This is a genomic window from Cupriavidus agavae (assembly GCF_004217045.1).
GTDB lineage: Bacteria > Pseudomonadota > Gammaproteobacteria > Burkholderiales > Burkholderiaceae > Cupriavidus > Cupriavidus agavae.
Genome location: NZ_SGXM01000001.1, coordinates 1,186,845 through 1,201,068, shown reverse-complemented (window position 1 = coordinate 1,201,068; position 14,224 = coordinate 1,186,845). Strand labels below are relative to the sequence as shown.

17 protein-coding genes are annotated in these 14,224 nt (G+C 67.4%); 10 read left to right on the top strand and 7 right to left on the bottom strand.

Annotated features, from left to right (window positions below; all coding sequences use genetic code 11):
- The first annotated feature begins 147 nt into the window (after positions 1 to 147).
- Genes EV147_RS05435 through EV147_RS05415 form a run of 5 tightly spaced genes read left to right on the top strand, consistent with a single transcriptional unit; the run spans position 148 to position 4,939 of the window.
- Positions 148 to 1,143 (top strand): Bug family tripartite tricarboxylate transporter substrate binding protein, encoded by a 996-nt coding sequence (locus EV147_RS05435; protein WP_130390075.1) that lies wholly within the window; start codon positions 148 to 150, stop codon positions 1,141 to 1,143.
- Positions 1,144 to 1,146: 3 nt separating this feature from the next.
- Positions 1,147 to 2,241 carry a malate/lactate/ureidoglycolate dehydrogenase gene (locus EV147_RS05430; RefSeq protein ID WP_130390074.1) on the top strand — a complete coding sequence of 365 codons (1,095 nt, stop codon included), beginning with the start codon at positions 1,147 to 1,149 and terminating at the stop codon, positions 2,239 to 2,241.
- Positions 2,242 to 2,257: 16 nt separating this feature from the next.
- Entirely contained in the window at positions 2,258 to 3,052 is a 795-nt protein-coding gene (gene garL / locus EV147_RS05425; protein WP_130390073.1) for a 2-dehydro-3-deoxyglucarate aldolase, read from the top strand.
- Positions 3,053 to 3,090: 38 nt separating this feature from the next.
- The gene (locus EV147_RS05420) at positions 3,091 to 3,999 is read left to right on the top strand and encodes a 2-hydroxy-3-oxopropionate reductase (protein WP_130390072.1); all 909 of its coding nucleotides are present in this window, start codon (positions 3,091 to 3,093) and stop codon (positions 3,997 to 3,999) included.
- Between the two features lie 4 nt (positions 4,000 to 4,003).
- Positions 4,004 to 4,939, top strand: a complete 936-nt coding sequence (locus tag EV147_RS05415) for a LysR family transcriptional regulator (protein WP_130390071.1) — start codon at positions 4,004 to 4,006, stop codon at positions 4,937 to 4,939.
- A gap of 86 nt (positions 4,940 to 5,025) precedes the next feature.
- Here EV147_RS05415 and EV147_RS05410 read toward each other — a convergent pair whose 3' ends face one another.
- A complete protein-coding gene (locus tag EV147_RS05410) occupies positions 5,026 to 5,361 on the bottom strand; it encodes a hypothetical protein (RefSeq protein WP_130390070.1) in 336 nt (111 codons plus the stop codon).
- Positions 5,362 to 5,616: 255 nt separating this feature from the next.
- Here EV147_RS05410 and EV147_RS05405 point away from each other — a divergent pair, with 255 nt between their 5' ends.
- Together EV147_RS05405 and EV147_RS05400 are read left to right on the top strand one after the other, a co-directional pair.
- Positions 5,617 to 6,102, top strand: a complete 486-nt coding sequence (locus EV147_RS05405; protein WP_130390069.1) for a GFA family protein — start codon at positions 5,617 to 5,619, stop codon at positions 6,100 to 6,102.
- Between the two features lie 134 nt (positions 6,103 to 6,236).
- Positions 6,237 to 7,559: a PQQ-dependent sugar dehydrogenase gene (locus EV147_RS05400; protein ID WP_130391195.1), complete on the top strand. Its 1,323-nt coding sequence runs from the start codon at positions 6,237 to 6,239 to the stop codon at positions 7,557 to 7,559.
- A 15-nt stretch (positions 7,560 to 7,574) separates the two neighbouring features.
- On the opposite strand, the gene EV147_RS05395 is transcribed toward EV147_RS05400, so the two are convergent.
- Positions 7,575 to 8,018 (bottom strand): MarR family winged helix-turn-helix transcriptional regulator, encoded by a 444-nt coding sequence (locus tag EV147_RS05395; RefSeq protein ID WP_130390068.1) that lies wholly within the window; start codon positions 8,016 to 8,018, stop codon positions 7,575 to 7,577.
- A gap of 160 nt (positions 8,019 to 8,178) precedes the next feature.
- Here EV147_RS05395 and EV147_RS05390 point away from each other — a divergent pair, with 160 nt between their 5' ends.
- Positions 8,179 to 8,430 carry an FmdB family zinc ribbon protein gene (locus EV147_RS05390; RefSeq protein WP_130390067.1) on the top strand — a complete coding sequence of 84 codons (252 nt, stop codon included), beginning with the start codon at positions 8,179 to 8,181 and terminating at the stop codon, positions 8,428 to 8,430.
- A 22-nt stretch (positions 8,431 to 8,452) separates the two neighbouring features.
- Here EV147_RS05390 and EV147_RS05385 read toward each other — a convergent pair whose 3' ends face one another.
- Both EV147_RS05385 and EV147_RS05380 read right to left on the bottom strand, forming a co-directional pair.
- The gene (locus EV147_RS05385) at positions 8,453 to 8,767 is read right to left on the bottom strand and encodes a helix-turn-helix domain-containing protein (protein WP_130390066.1); all 315 of its coding nucleotides are present in this window, start codon (positions 8,765 to 8,767) and stop codon (positions 8,453 to 8,455) included.
- Positions 8,764 to 9,054 carry a type II toxin-antitoxin system RelE/ParE family toxin gene (locus EV147_RS05380; protein ID WP_235844607.1) on the bottom strand — a complete coding sequence of 97 codons (291 nt, stop codon included), beginning with the start codon at positions 9,052 to 9,054 and terminating at the stop codon, positions 8,764 to 8,766. The genes EV147_RS05385 and EV147_RS05380 overlap by 4 nt, the downstream gene beginning before the upstream one ends.
- Positions 9,055 to 9,343: 289 nt before the next feature.
- On the opposite strand from EV147_RS05380, the gene EV147_RS05375 reads away from it, so the two are divergent.
- Complete coding sequence (locus tag EV147_RS05375; protein ID WP_130390064.1) at positions 9,344 to 10,648, top strand: Nramp family divalent metal transporter; 1,305 nt, start codon at positions 9,344 to 9,346, stop codon at positions 10,646 to 10,648.
- A 15-nt stretch (positions 10,649 to 10,663) separates the two neighbouring features.
- Here the strand turns inward: EV147_RS05375 and EV147_RS05370 are convergent, their stop codons facing one another.
- The 3 genes from EV147_RS05370 to EV147_RS05360 form a co-directional block, all read right to left on the bottom strand.
- Positions 10,664 to 11,503: a tetratricopeptide repeat protein gene (locus EV147_RS05370; protein WP_130390063.1), complete on the bottom strand. Its 840-nt coding sequence runs from the start codon at positions 11,501 to 11,503 to the stop codon at positions 10,664 to 10,666.
- Between the two features lie 15 nt (positions 11,504 to 11,518).
- Entirely contained in the window at positions 11,519 to 12,442 is a 924-nt protein-coding gene (gene ku / locus EV147_RS05365; protein WP_130390062.1) for a non-homologous end joining protein Ku, read from the bottom strand.
- Positions 12,443 to 12,600: 158 nt separating this feature from the next.
- Positions 12,601 to 13,518: a cupin domain-containing protein gene (locus tag EV147_RS05360; RefSeq protein WP_235844606.1), complete on the bottom strand. Its 918-nt coding sequence runs from the start codon at positions 13,516 to 13,518 to the stop codon at positions 12,601 to 12,603.
- 147 nt (positions 13,519 to 13,665) lie between these two features.
- Here EV147_RS05360 and EV147_RS05355 point away from each other — a divergent pair, with 147 nt between their 5' ends.
- Positions 13,666 to 14,208 carry a carboxymuconolactone decarboxylase family protein gene (locus EV147_RS05355; protein ID WP_130390061.1) on the top strand — a complete coding sequence of 181 codons (543 nt, stop codon included), beginning with the start codon at positions 13,666 to 13,668 and terminating at the stop codon, positions 14,206 to 14,208.
- Positions 14,209 to 14,224: the final 16 nt, after the last annotated feature.

Sequence of the window (14,224 nt, the reverse complement as noted above, 5' to 3'; positions counted from 1 at the left end):
TGTCCGTGTAGATTGGCAGGCGAGGCGCCGCACAAGACGCCCGGTTCGATGCCCCTCCCTACCCGGAGACCGGCAGGCAGAACGACAAACGAGGAAACGCCGTACCGGCGCCATGCCGGGAACCGTCCGAGAAACAGGAGACAACCGATGCTTTTGACCCAACGTGTCATGCGGCCCGTGCTGGCCGTGCTTTGTACCGGCTGCATGGCCGTGGCAGGCCAGGCGGGCGCCCAGTCCGCCGACCACTATCCTTCGAAGCCGATTACCTACGTGGTGCCGTTCGCGGCGGGCGGCACCACCGACCTGCTGGGCCGGCTGATCGGCCAGCGGCTGTCGCAGGTGCTCGGCCAGTCCGTGGTCGTGGAAAACCGCGCCGGTGCCGGCGGCAATATCGGCTCCGACTACGTGGCCAAGGCGCCCGCCGACGGCTACACGATCCTGGGCGGCACCATCAGCTCGCACGCCATCAACACGAGCCTGTACCCGAAGATGCCGTACGACCCGATCAAGAATTTCCAGCCGATCACGCTGATCGGCACGCTGCCCAATGTGCTGGTGGTCAACGCCAGCAGCCCGTGGAAGAGCGTGCAGGACGTGATTGCCGCCGCCAAGGCCAAGCCCGGCTCGATCAACTTCGGCTCGTCGGGCAACGGCACCTCGCAGCATCTGGCCGCCGAACTGTTCACCAACATGGCTGGCCTGCGCATGACCCACGTGCCATACAAGGGCAGCAGCCAGGCCGTGCAGGCGCTGCTCGGCAACCAGGTGGACCTGGTTTTCGAGAACAGCCTGGCGGCGATTCCGATGATCCAGTCGGGCAAGTTCCGCGCGCTGGCCACCACCGGCAGCAAGCGTGCCGCCGAACTGCCCGACGTGCCGACCATGGCCGAATCGGGCCTGAACGGCTACGAAATTGTGTCCTGGCAGGCGATCTTCGCCCCGGCCGGCACGCCGGCGCCGGTGGTCAGCAAGCTTTCCACCGAGATCGGCAAGATCATCCGCCAGCCCGAGGTACGGGCCAAACTGGTGTCGATGGGTGTCGAGCCGTCCGGCGCCGGCCCGGCCGAACTGGCCGCCTTCCAGAAAAGCGAGGTGGCCAAGTGGGCCAACCTGATCAAGGTCGCCAACATCCACCTGGAGTAATGCATGCGTGAACACCGAATCCCGACTGCCGGCCTGCACCGGTGGGTGGTCGACCTGTGGCTGGCGGCCGGCTCCGACGCGCGCGAGGCGGCGCTGACCGCCGACCATCTGGTGGGCGCCAACCTGTCGGGCCACGATTCGCACGGCGTGGGGATGATCCCCAAGTACGTGATGTCGTGGCAGGCAGACCAGCTCCAGCTCAACCAGCAGGTCAGCGTGGTGCACGAGTCGGGCGGCATCCTGAGCCTGGACGGCAACCGGGGCATGGGCCAGGCCGTGACCGAGCAGGCCATGCGCCTGGGCATCGAGCGGGCGCGCGAGCACGGCGTCTGCGTGCTGGGCCTGCGCCGCTCGCACCATCTGGGCCGGGTGGGCCACTGGGCCGAGCAGGCCACGGCGGCGGGCATGATCTCGATCCACTTCGTCAACGTGCTGTCCAAGCCGATCGTGGCGCCGCACGGCGGCTACGACGCCCGCTTCGGCACCAATCCGTTCACGATCGGGGTGCCGGTGGCCGGCCAGCCGCCGCTGGTGCTTGATTTCGCCACCAGCGCCATCGCGCTCGGCAAGGTACGCGTGGCCAACAACAAGGGCGTGCCGGTGCCGCCGGGCTCCCTGATGGACCCGCACGGCCACCCTACCGACGATCCGGCCGTGATGTTCCCCGAGCCCGGCACCCCGCAGGGCGCGCTGCGCACCTTCGGCGAGCACAAGGGCTACGTGCTGGCCGTGATGTGCGAACTGCTGGGCGCGGCCGTGACCGGCGGCCATACGATCCGTCCCGAGACCCTCACGCACGAGCACGCCGTCTGGAACAACATGCTGGCCATCGTGTTCGATCCGGCGCGGCTCGGCAGCAGCACCACGTTCGGGCACGAGGTGGAATCGTTCGTCGAATGGATGAAGGCGTCGCGCCTGCAGCCCGGCAACGACGACATCCGCCTGCCCGGCGACCCCGAGCGCGCCTGGCGCCGGGCGCGCGCCGAGTTCATCCCCGTGGATGGCGGCACGCTGGCCCAGCTCGACGACGCCGCCGCACGCGTGCTGCAATCACGGGGCCAGTCCCCCGGCCCCCTCTCGGCGCTCGCCGCCGACTGAAACAGGAGTTCCCGCCATGCCTTCCGCTACGCCGCACCTGCCCCAGATCACCCCGCTGCCGAACCGCTTCCGCGCCGACATGCTCGCGCGCAAGCGGCTGATCGGCCTGTGGAGTTCGCTCGGACAGCCCACCACCAGCGAAATCGTCGGCCTGGCCGGCTTCGACTGGATTCTGCTGGACGGCGAGCACTCGCCCAATGACGTGCTGACCTTCGCGCCGCAGTTGATGGCGCTCAAGGACAGCGCCAGCGCGCCCGTGGTGCGTCCGCCGTGGAACGACCCGGTCGCCATCAAGCGCCTGCTCGACATCGGCTTCTACAACTTCCTGATCCCGTTCGTGGAGTCCGCCGAGGAAGCGCGCCGCGCCGTGCAGGCCACGCGCTATCCGCCCGATGGCATCCGCGGCGTGTCCGGCGCGCAGCGCCAGAACCGCTACGGCACGCTGCCGGACTTCTTCAAGACCATCAACGACAACATCTGCGTGCTGGTACAGATCGAGAGCCGCAAGGGCGTGGAAGCCGTGGACGCGATCTGTGCCGAGCCCGGCGTCGACGGCATCTTCATCGGCCCCAACGACCTGGCGGCCGCCTACGGCCACCTTGGCAACCCGAACCACCCCGACGTGCAGGCAGCAGTTCAAAGAATCTACGATGCCGCCAACCGCGCCGGCAAGGCCATCGGCACGCTGACGCCGGTGGAGGCCGACGCGAAGCGCTACCTCGACATGGGCGCGCACTTCGTGGCCGTGGGCATCGACCACGTGCTGCTGCGCGACACGGCCCGCGCGCTGCGCGAACGTTTTCCTTCCTGAGCAACCTGAAGCAACCCGAAGCAACCGGAACATCAATCATGAGCAAGATCGGATTCATCGGACTCGGCGTGATGGGCAAGCCCATGGCGCAGCACCTGCAGGCCGGCGGCCACACCGTCTACGCCCACACCCGCAGCGGCGTGCCGCAGGACCTGCTCGACGCGGGCATGCAATCGTGCGCCAGCGCCACCGAGGTAGCGAAGCAGGCCGAAATCATCTTCCTGATGCTGCCCGACACCCCTGACGTGGCACGCGTGCTGTTCGGCGAGAACGGCGTGGCGGCGGGCCTGACCCAGGGCAAGATCGTGGTGGACATGAGCTCGATCTCGCCGATCGAGACGCGCGATTTCGCCCGGCAGGTGGAGGCGCTGGGCTGCGACTTCGTGGATGCGCCGGTATCGGGCGGCGAGGTGGGCGCCAAGGCCGCCACGCTGTCGATCATGGCTGGCGGCAAGCAGGACGTGTTCGACCGCGTGCTGCCGCTGCTGCAGCTGATGGGCAAGAACATCACGCTCGTGGGCAATGTCGGCGACGGCCAGGTGGCCAAGGTGGCAAACCAGGTCATCGTGGCGCTGACCATCGAGGCGGTGAGCGAGGCGCTGGTGCTGGCCGCCAAGGCCGGCGCCGATCCGGCGCGCGTGCGCCAGGCGCTGATGGGCGGCTTTGCCAGCTCGAAGATCCTCGAAGTGCACGGCGAACGGATGATCAAGCGCACGTTCAACCCGGGCTTTCGCATCGAACTGCACCAGAAGGACCTGAACCTGGCGCTGTCGACGGCCAGGGCTCTGGGCCTGGGGCTGCCGAACACGGCCTCGACGCAGCAGTTGTTCAACGTCTGCGTGGCCCAGGGTGGCGCGGCGTGGGACCACTCGGGGCTGGTCAAGGCGATCGAGCACCTGTCGTCGTTCGCCATCGGCGACACCGCGCCCACCCCGAAGCCGGCCTGACCCGATGTCCTCGCTCAATTCCGACGACCTGGCGTGCTTCGTCTGCGTGGCCAACACGCAGAGCATCTCGCGCGCCGCGCTGGAACTGGGCGCGGACCAGTCCACCGTGAGCCGCCAGATCACGCGGCTCGAAGCGGCGCTCGACACGCGCCTGTTCCACCGCAGCGGGCGCGGCGTGGTGTTGACCGAGGCGGGCGCCACGCTGCTTGGCTACGCGCGGCAGGTGGCCGCCACGCTCTCCGAGGCGCGCGCGGCCATGCGGGCCTCGTCCGCGCAAGGCCCCGCCCAACTGGTGATCGCCGCCCAACCGACCATCGCCAACACGGCGTTCGCGGCCATCGGCACCGCGCTCAAGGAACGCTATCCGGCCACGAAGCTGCGCTTCGTCGAGGGGCTGGCCTCGCCGATCCTGTCATGGCTGGCGGCCGGAGATATCGACGTGGCCCTGCTCTACCTGCCCGAGCAACAGGGCGCGCTCAAGGTGGACGTGCTGCTGGAAGAGGATTTGACGCTGGTCACGCCAGCCTCATGGAGCCATGTCGGGCCAACCTTCCAGGCCCGCCGCCTGGGCGAGGTGCCGCTGATCCTGCCGAGCACCAACAGCGGCCTGCGCATGCTGGCCGAGGCGCTGGCCACGCGCGTCGGCATCACGCTGAACATGGCAATGGAATGCGATGCGTCCAACGCAGTGTCGATGCGGCTGGTGGAGGATGGCTGCGGCGCGACACTGCTGCCCTTCGCGGCAGTCGCTGACCGCGTGGCGCAGGGCCGGCTGCATTCGGCGCGGCTCATCGATCCGGTGGTCACGCGGCAGGTGGCAGTCGCCACGGCACGCAATCGACCGGCGGTAGCGGAACTATGGGATGTGATGCAGACCGTCCGGCAATCGGTACGCAAGACGGTGATGTCGGGAGCGTGGCCGGGGGCGCGGCTGATTTGAAGGTTTTACTATGTGCGGTTGGTTTGCTCCCCTCTCCCGCATCGCGGGAGAGGGGAGCAGGATCACAGCAGCTTGATACGCTGTCCTTACTGCTTCGTCCCCTGTTGCAACTCCGCCTTGGCAGCCTCGTTGGCGGCCTTCTTGGCATCCTTGCGCTCATCCTTGGCCGCGCCTACGTCCTGCTTGTAGGTGTCCTTGGCCGCGGCCTTCTCGGCCTTGTACTGGTCGTTGGCCGCCTTGCGGGCCTCGCGGCGTTCCACCAGCGGATCCTTCGGAGGCTGGATCTGCACGGTGCCCGGGGGCACTGCCGTCGACGTGCCGCTCGGAGCGGTCGTGGTCTGCGCGAATGCGGTCGCCGACATCAGGCCCGCGACGAGTGCGCCAATCAGCGAGGTGTTGCGAATGATTCGTTGCTTAGCCATTTGAGACCTCTCAATGTAGTTATCGGGAGTACCAACAAAAACAGGTGCGTTGCCACACCGTGTGCGCAAGTTTAGAAGCCACCTCGTGTACCGTGTGCCGCATTCACACAATCCCTTACAAAAACTCGCGCGCGCTGACAGACAACGCCCGACAACACCACAGTTCCGGCCGCGATTTGCGTCGAAACGTGCTTGAAACGCGGGTCGCCGTCGCCCACACTGAAGCGCATTGCCATCTCGATTCCTGGAGTTGCCATGCATCTGGAAGGGTCTTGCCAATGCGGCGCGGTGCGGTTCAGCCTCGAATCCGATTCGCCCGTGCCGTTCATGCACTGCCACTGCTCGATCTGCCGCAAGACGGGCGGCAGCGGCGGCTACGGCATCAATCTGGGCGGCGATGCCGCGTCGCTGCGCGTGAGCGGGCAGAAGCACGTGGGGCACTTCCACGCCGTGATGCGCGAGCCGGGCCAGCGGCCCCACCGTTCCAAGGCATACCGGCACTTCTGCAAGCAGTGCGGCTGCCCGCTCTGGATGTGGGACCCGCGCTGGCCCGAACTGGTCCACCCGTATGCCAGCGCCATCGACACGCCGCTGCCGCGCCCGCCCGAAGTGGTGGAGGCGGGCATGGACTTCGTGCCCGACTGGGTCGACGTGCCGCGCGGCAAGGGCCATCGCCGGGTGGGCACCTGGCCCAAGGAATCGCTGCGGGAATGGCACGCGCGGCACGGCATGCAGGGTTAGCGGGCCGTAGTCAGACGAGAGCCGACATCGCCATGCTGCGCCGCTGACATACAGCGCGCGCGGCGCTTTCTATGCTTCAGGTAGTTCTGCAATGCCCCCTGGAGCCTCCCGTGAGAGCCGTCGTCCGCCCCTTCATGATCTATCCCCTCGCCACGCTGTTCGCCCTGACGGCGACGCTGGTGCTGCTCTCCGGCTGCGGCGAGTCCGCCAGGCTGCCCGAATCGGCCGGTTTCGGCCCCGCGCCGAAGCTGCCGGCGCCGAACAAGACCGCGATTCCCACGGTCCACATCGCACCGGCCAAGGGCTGGGAGAACGGCAAGACACCGGCGGCGGCCGATGGCATGCGCGTGGCCGCCTTCGCCGACAAGCTCGACCACCCGCGCTGGGTCTATGTCCTGCCCAATGGCGACGTGCTCGTGGCCGAGACCAACGCGCCGCCCAAGCCCGACGACAGCAAGGGCATCAAGGGCTGGATCATGAAGCAGGTGCAGAAGCGCGCCGGCGCGGGCGTGCCGAGCGCCAACCGCATCTCGCTGCTGCGTGACACCGACGGCGACGGCGTGGCCGACCAGCGCAGCGTCTTTCTCAAGGACCTGAACTCGCCCTTCGGCATGGTGCTGGTGGGCAACGAGTTCTACGTGGCGAACACCGACGCCGTGGTCCGCTTCCCGTACACGCCGGGGCAGACCAGCATCACCGAACCGGGCCAGAAACTCGTCGATCTGCCAGGCGGGCCGCTGAACCACCACTGGACCAAGAACATCATCGCCAGCCCCGACGGCAGCAAGCTCTACGTGACCGTGGGCTCGAACAGCAATGTCGGCGAAAACGGCCTGGACAAGGAAGCGGGCCGCGCGGCGATCTGGGAAGTCGACCGGCAGAGCGGACAGCATCGTATTTTCGCCAGCGGGCTGCGCAATCCGAACGGCATGGCGTGGGAGCCGGCCACGAGGATGCTCTGGACCTCGGTCAACGAGCGTGACGAGATTGGCAGCGATCTGGTGCCGGACTACATCACTTCGGTACGCGACGGCGGGTTCTACGGCTGGCCGTACAGCTATTTCGGGCAGCACGTGGACGAGCGCGTCAAGCCGCCCGCCCCCGAGATGGTGGCCAAGGCCATCGTGCCGGACTACGCCGTGGGCACCCACACGGCCTCGATCGGCATGACCGGGGCATCGGGCAACAGCCTGCCGGCACGCTTCCAGGACGGGATGTTCGTGAGCCAGCACGGCTCCTGGAACCGCAAGCCGCGCGCAGGCTACAAGGTGATTTTCGTGCCGTTCGATCAGGGCAAGCCCAAGGGCGCCCCGTTCGACGTGCTGACCGGCTTCGTCAACGATGACGGCGATGCCCAGGGCCGCCCGGTGGGCGTGGCCGTGGACAAGCGCGGCGGATTGCTGGTGGCCGACGATGTGGGGAATATCGTCTGGCGCGTGTCCGGCGCCACCAACTGAAAATTAAGGGTTCGGCTATTCCGGCAGCGGTTTGGAGAGGTTGGCCCGGGCGCGCTGCAGAAAGCCCATGAACTGTTCCGCTTCGGCCTCGGTAAAGCCACCCAACGCCACGCCGGTCACCAGATCGCCAACCTGCCGGGCGGCGTCCAGCGCCTGGCCGGCCTTGTCGGTAATGCCAACCATGCGCTCGCGTCGGTCCTGCGGATTGGGCCGGCGGGCAATCCACCCGCCCTCCTCCATCCGGTCGAGCAGCCGGCCCGCCGAGATCGGCGCCACTTCCATCAGATCGGCCAACCCGGCCTGGTTCATTTCGCCGTGATAGGCAAGGTAGGCAATGACCCGGTATTGGGCACGGGTCAGGTCGAGCGAGGCACGCGAGAGTTCGTCGAACCGCTTGCCGGACAGGCGGCCCACGTCGGCCACCAGAAAGCCGAAACGCTTGTCGAGATTCTTTTCCATGCGCGCGATTATAGGGAGGGATGGCAATCGATTCGTTGACGCCGCGCCGTTCGCTGCGCGATTGCCCGCTCACCAGCTACCGTCCAGAAGCACGAGACATCGCCACGGGCGCCCGTCCTGATCTAAGCTAGCGCCAGACGACCGATCTGGCGGAAACGCAATGCCTACCTACGACTACCGATGTGACAAATGCGGTGATTTCTCGCAGCTCCGCCCCATGGCCAGCCGCGACCTGCCCGCCGAATGCCCGCTCTGCGGCGAACCGTCCCGCCGCGCGCTGGTAGCCGCCCCCGCCCTGCCCGGAGGCGCCGTCGAAGGCACTTCGAGCAGCCATGGCGGCGGCTGCGCCTGCTGCGGACCCGTCAAGCTGGCCGGGCGAAGCGGCGGGAGTGGCTGGATGGCGGATCGGTAGCCCGGCTTGCGACACGGGCCGATCATGCCAGCGAGGCAAGCCTTTCCAAGGTTTCCGGATACTTCTGGACCAGCTTGATCAGCACCATCGCCTGGGCATTCGGCTTGGCTCGCCCCTGTTCCCAGTTCTCCAGAGTCCGGGCATTGGTCCGCAAATACATGGCGAACAGCGGCCGGGACATACCGAACTGCTGCCGGATTTCGACGAGATCCTTACCGTCGATATCCGTGAGATCGGCCAGTCTTACCTTGTGCGTACGCAGCGTGGCCTTGCCCTCGCGGTCGGCGGCCAGCGCTTCGAAGCCGTCGACCAGTTCGGCGAAGATGTCGCGGGTCATGTGTACCTCCTTAGTCTGAGTTCCCGTTCCAGGAACTGCTTCAACTGTTCTTTCTGAGCCGGCGAAAGGTCCGCCTGCCCATCCTTGTCATATAGTGAGAAAAGCCAGAACTGCAGGCCGCCGCACCAGTAGTAGTAGATGACCCGCAGACCACCGCGCTTGCCCTTACCCCGACGGGGGTCGGCATAACGCAGTTTTCGCAGTCCGCCCGTACCCGGTATGACATCGCCCCCGGTGGGATGCAGCATCAAGGCAGCCTGCAACAGCTGGAAGCCTTCGTCGTCCATGAATTCCGACCGCCTCTTCTCGAATACCGGTAGCTCAACGAATGTCGCATGCATAGTGTACGTAATTTGCGTATGAATTGGAAGTGTTGACCGAGCAACTATGGGCTCGAAACACCCCGCAAAACGTGTCCACCTGTTGTGGTTATGTGAACACTTGTGTCCGAACCGGCATTTGCGACAACTATCATGCGATTGCGCAAATACAATTGGGAACTATTCTCAATAAGAGCCTAGAATGCCGTATGGGGATCCTCCCGAGGTCCCGACTGCCCCAGGAGTCTGAAGTCCCATGCCGCCCCCGACCGAATCCGCCGTACTCGAGCCCACCGCCGCCGCCCTGCCGGCCCGGCGCTCGCGCCTTGCATTCGTGGGCGCCGGCGCCCTGGTGGCCGTGGGCTACATGGACCCGGGCAACTGGGCCACGGCCATTGCCGGGGGTGCCAAGTACGGTTACAGCCTGCTGATCGTGATTGCGGCATCGAGCGTGATGGCGATGCTGCTGCAGTGGATTGCGGCCCGCGTGGGCGTGGTGACGGGGCGCGATCTGGCGCAACTGTGCCGCGAGCGGTTCTCGCGGCCGGTGACGATGGCGCTCTGGGTGGCCAGCGAAATCGCGATCATTGCCTGCGACGTGGCCGAGATCGTCGGCAGCGCCGTGGCGCTCCAGTTGTTGTTCCACGTCAAGCTCTGGGTCGGCGTGCTGATTGCCGCCGTGGTGACCATCCTGATGCTGGCGGTGCAGCGGCACGGCCAGCGCACCATGGAGGCCATGGTCGCCAGCCTGATCCTGCTGGTGGCTTTCTGCTTCGTGGCCCAGCTGGCCATGGCGCAGCCCGAGTGGGCCGCCGTGCTCGGCGGCATGGCGCCGTCGGCCGATCTGGTGCGCGATGCCGGCATGCTGTGGCTGGCCGCCGGCATCGTTGGCGCCACGGTGATGCCGCACAACCTGTTCCTTCATTCGGCGCTGGTGCGCCGCTTCACGCCGCCGCCCGGCGAGCGCCGCGAGCGGCGCCGCTCGCTGGCCGAAATCCTGCGTGGCATGAGCCTCGATACGTTCGGCTCGCTCAGTTTCGCCTTCCTGATCAACGCGGCGCTGCTGATCCTGGCCGCCTCGGTGTTCCACGCCAATGGGCTGACCGATGTCGAGGACCTGGCCGACGCCCATCGCCTGCTCGCCCCGCTGCTGCACTCTGACCTGGCCAGCCTGTTGTTTGCGGTGGCGCTGCTGGCCTGCGGCCTGAACTCGACGCTGACCGGCACGCTGGCCGGGCAGGCCGTGATGGAGGGCTTCCTGAACCTGAAGATGTCGCGCATGCGCCGCGCGCTGCTGACGCGCGCCGTGGCGATCGTGCCGGCGCTGATGGCCGTCTCCGCATTCGGAGAACACGGCTCGGCCAGCCTGCTGGTGGCCAGCCAGGTGGTGCTGAGCCTGACGCTGCCGCTGGCCGTGGTGCCGCTGATCAGCTTTGCGTCGAGCCGGGAGTTGATGGGAGCGTGGCGCGTGCGGGGCCTGCCGCTGATGCTGGCCTGGGGCTGCGCCGCGATCATCCTGTTCCTGAACGGCGCGCTGCTCTGGCAAGGCGCCGTGGGCTGAACCCTGCCCCTTCCCTCAATCCACCGGTTCCAGCCGGCGGTACTGGTTGTAATGGCGAATCGCGCGATGCGGGTCGCCCAGTTCCTCGTGCAGGCGTGCGGCGTTGTAGTGCGCGTCGGCAAACTCGGGCGCCAGGTCGATGCAGGCGTGGTAGCTGGCGAGTGCCGCGCGCGGCGCGCCGAGATCCTCCAGCGCCACCCCCAGGTTGAAGTGCAGCAGCGGCTGATCGGGCAGATGTGCCAGCGCATCGCCATACCGCTGCGCCGCGTCCGCGAACCGCCCCTGATCGCATAGCAGGCAGCCGAGATTGAGCCAGGCGTCGAGATAGTCGGGCGCGGCCGACACGGCCCGCAGGTACGCGTCCTCGGCCCGGGCGGGGTCGGTGCGCTCCAGCGCCACGGCCCGTTCGAACCACGCGGCGGGATTGTCGTTGGGGTTGCCGGCCGCATCGCGGGTATCGCGCTCGGGCCGGCGCAGTTCGAGCACGGCCGCCCGGGCGGAATCGCTGAGTGCGTCGAGGTCGAGCACGAACTGGCCGGAATCCACATGCCAGCGGCCATGGCGGTCCTGCACGGTCACATCGCCGCCCACGGCCGTCACGCGCAGGCCGGTGGGCGGACGCCCCTCGCCAAGCCCCTGCAGCCGGCGCAGCGAACGCGTGACCTGGCGCGCCGGGATGCCCGCGTCGCGCAGCGACTGCGCCGTGCGCAGCAGCACCACGTCCTGAAAGCTGAACCGGTATTCATGCCGCGCGCCGCGCCGCGGGGCGATCACGCCGGCGGCGATCAGGGCGGTGACCACCGTGCGCGAGATGCCAAGCAGCGCCTGGACTTCGCGCATCGAATAGGATTGCATCGCGGCCGGCGCCCCCTACTTGCGCGCCGCGCGCCGGGGCGCCTCGGCCGGCGCCGGGGTGGCGCGCCGGGCGGTCTTGCGGGCTGGCGGCGCCTCCGGCTCGGCCTTGGCCGCCACCTTGGGGGCCGCCTTGCCGGCCGCCTTGGCTGCCGGCTGCCGCTTGTTGGCGCCGATGCTCTTGCGCAGCGCCTCCATCAGGTCGATCACCTCGCCGCCCGCCGGCGCCGGCGTCTCGGCGGCCACCGTGATCTTCTTGCCGGCAATCTTCTTGTCGATCTGGTCGAGGATGCGCTGCTTCTCCTCGTCGGTGTAGGCGGCGGCGTCATAGCCCTCCACCGAGTTCTGCTCGATCAACTGCTGCGCGAGCTTCAGCTCGGCAGCGTTCACATCGGCCCGCTCCACGTGCAGTTCGGTCATGTCGCGCACCTCGTCGGCGTAGAGCAGTTGCTGCAACACCAGGCCATCGTCGCCCACGCGGATCTGCACCATGTACTGCTTGCCCTTCCAGGCCCACTTGGCCAGCGCGCAGGTGCCGGTCTCGCGCATCGCCTCGGCCAGCAGGTTGTAGGGTTTGGCGCCGCGCTTGTCGGGGCCCAGGTAGTAAGCCTTGTCGAAGTAGATCGGATCGATGGCGCCCACCGGCATGAACGACACGATGTCGATCGTCTGCTCGGCCGCGTCTTCCAGCGCCTTGAGTTCATCCGGCGTAAAGGTTACGTAGCGGTCTTTCTCGAATTCGTAACCCTTGACCATCTCGGAGCGGTCCACCACCACGTCTTCCTTGAGGCAGATGTACTGCTGCCGCAGCCGCGAGCCGCAGCCCTTGTGCAGCAGATTGAAACTGACCGCCGACTTGGTCTCGGTGGCCGAATAGACCTTCACCGGGATCGAAACCAGCCCGAAACTGATCGATAGCGAGGCAATCGAGCGCGCTGCCATGGCGAATCCTCCGCAACTGACACCAGTCATCGTTCTCCGGAAGTCTAGTCGGCCCGGCGCGGCACGCCAGCAGCGATGCCGAAATATGCCGCTACGATCACTTCACGACCAGACTTCCGTGGCGATACCGAGCACAGCCCGTGCCAAAGACACCGGTGTCAGTCCCCCGACACCTCGCCGCCGCCCAGTTCCCGGCGCCGGTACGCGGCGGGGCCGATGCCATAGTGCCGCGTGAACAGCCGTGTGAAGGCGGACGGCGAGGCATAGCCGCATTCGGCCCCCACCACGGCCACCGACATCCCGCTCTCGCGCAGCAGTTGCCCGGCCCGATCCATGCGCAGTTGCACCAGCAGGCTGCGCGGCGTCAGCCCGGCCTGCGCGAAGCGGCGGATCAGCGTGGCGCGCGACACATTGCAGGCCGCCGCGAGGCTCGACGCCGTCCAAGGCCGCACCGGATCGGCCAGGATGGCGTCGAACGCCCGCGCCGTGCCGGCGTCCGCGAGCAGCGCGAGGGCACCCTGCGAAAACGTCCCGTCGGCCAGCAGCGTGCGCAGCACCACCGTGAACAGCGCGCGCGACAGGTCCTCGACGATGGCCATGCTGCCCGGCCCGGGCGTCTCCGCCTCGGCGTGCATCATGCCGATCAGCCCGGCCAGCCAGCCGCCCGAAGTCGGCACGCGCACGATCTCGGGCAGGCTGCCCATCAGCACGCCGGCCGTGCTGCCCACCACGAACGTCCCGCACAGGATGTCGAGCGGTTCGGCATTGCCGGGCACCACCACCTCGGTCACCACGCCGTTGAACCGGGCGGACGGCGCGCGCCGGGTACCGGCGTGCCGCCCCGACACCGTATGCGCCATGCCATGCGGAAACATCAGCACGTCGCCCGCCGTGACGTGCAGCTTGCGGCGGCCCGCCAGCACATCGGCCTGCCCGTCGAGGATGACGTGATACGGCACATGCCCCGGCGGCGCGGCCTCGTGGAACGACGACCACGCGCCCGCCACCCGGCAATGGAGATCTACCGTACCGCGCGGCGCCAGCATGCGGATGAGTTCGCCAAGACTGTCAATCATCGAGGTACCCCTGAAATTGAGACGTTTGAGCAAGAAAGTGAGCCGATTCTAGCTCATTCGTCTCACCCGGCCCGCTACTATTCCTCTCAAGGCAACGCGATTCCAACGAGCCGCCGAAGCCCTCCCAAACTTTGAAAGGAACCGATCATGACCACCCGCCTCCACACCCTCTCCGCCGCCGAAGCCACTGGCCAGACCGCCGAACTCTTCGGCGCCATCCGCAAGGCCGTTGGCAAGGTGCCCAATGCCTACGCCACCATCGGCAGCAACGCCCCGGCGGTACTCGCCCAGGCGCTGCAGACCAATGCCACGCTCAAGAACGGCAGCCTGTCGGCCAAGGAACTGGAAGCCATCAACCTGTCGGTCAGCGAGCACAGCGGCTGCGACTATTGCGTGGCGGCCCATACGCTGAGCGGGACGAAGCTGGCTGGCCTGACCGTCGAACAGACGAAGCAACTGCGCGGCGGCAGTTTTCCGGACGACGCGAAGATCGATGCGCTGACGCGCTTCGCCGTGGAAGTGGTCAGCACGCGCGGCACGGTGCCGGCGCCGGTTGTGGAGGCGGTGCGCGCCGCCGGCTACACCGACACCCAGATCGTCGAGGCGATCCAGGCCATCAGCGCCATCCTGTTCACGAACATGCTGAACCGCGTCAACGACACGACGCTCGACTTCCCGGCCGTGTCGTGAGGCGCAGCGCCTGGCG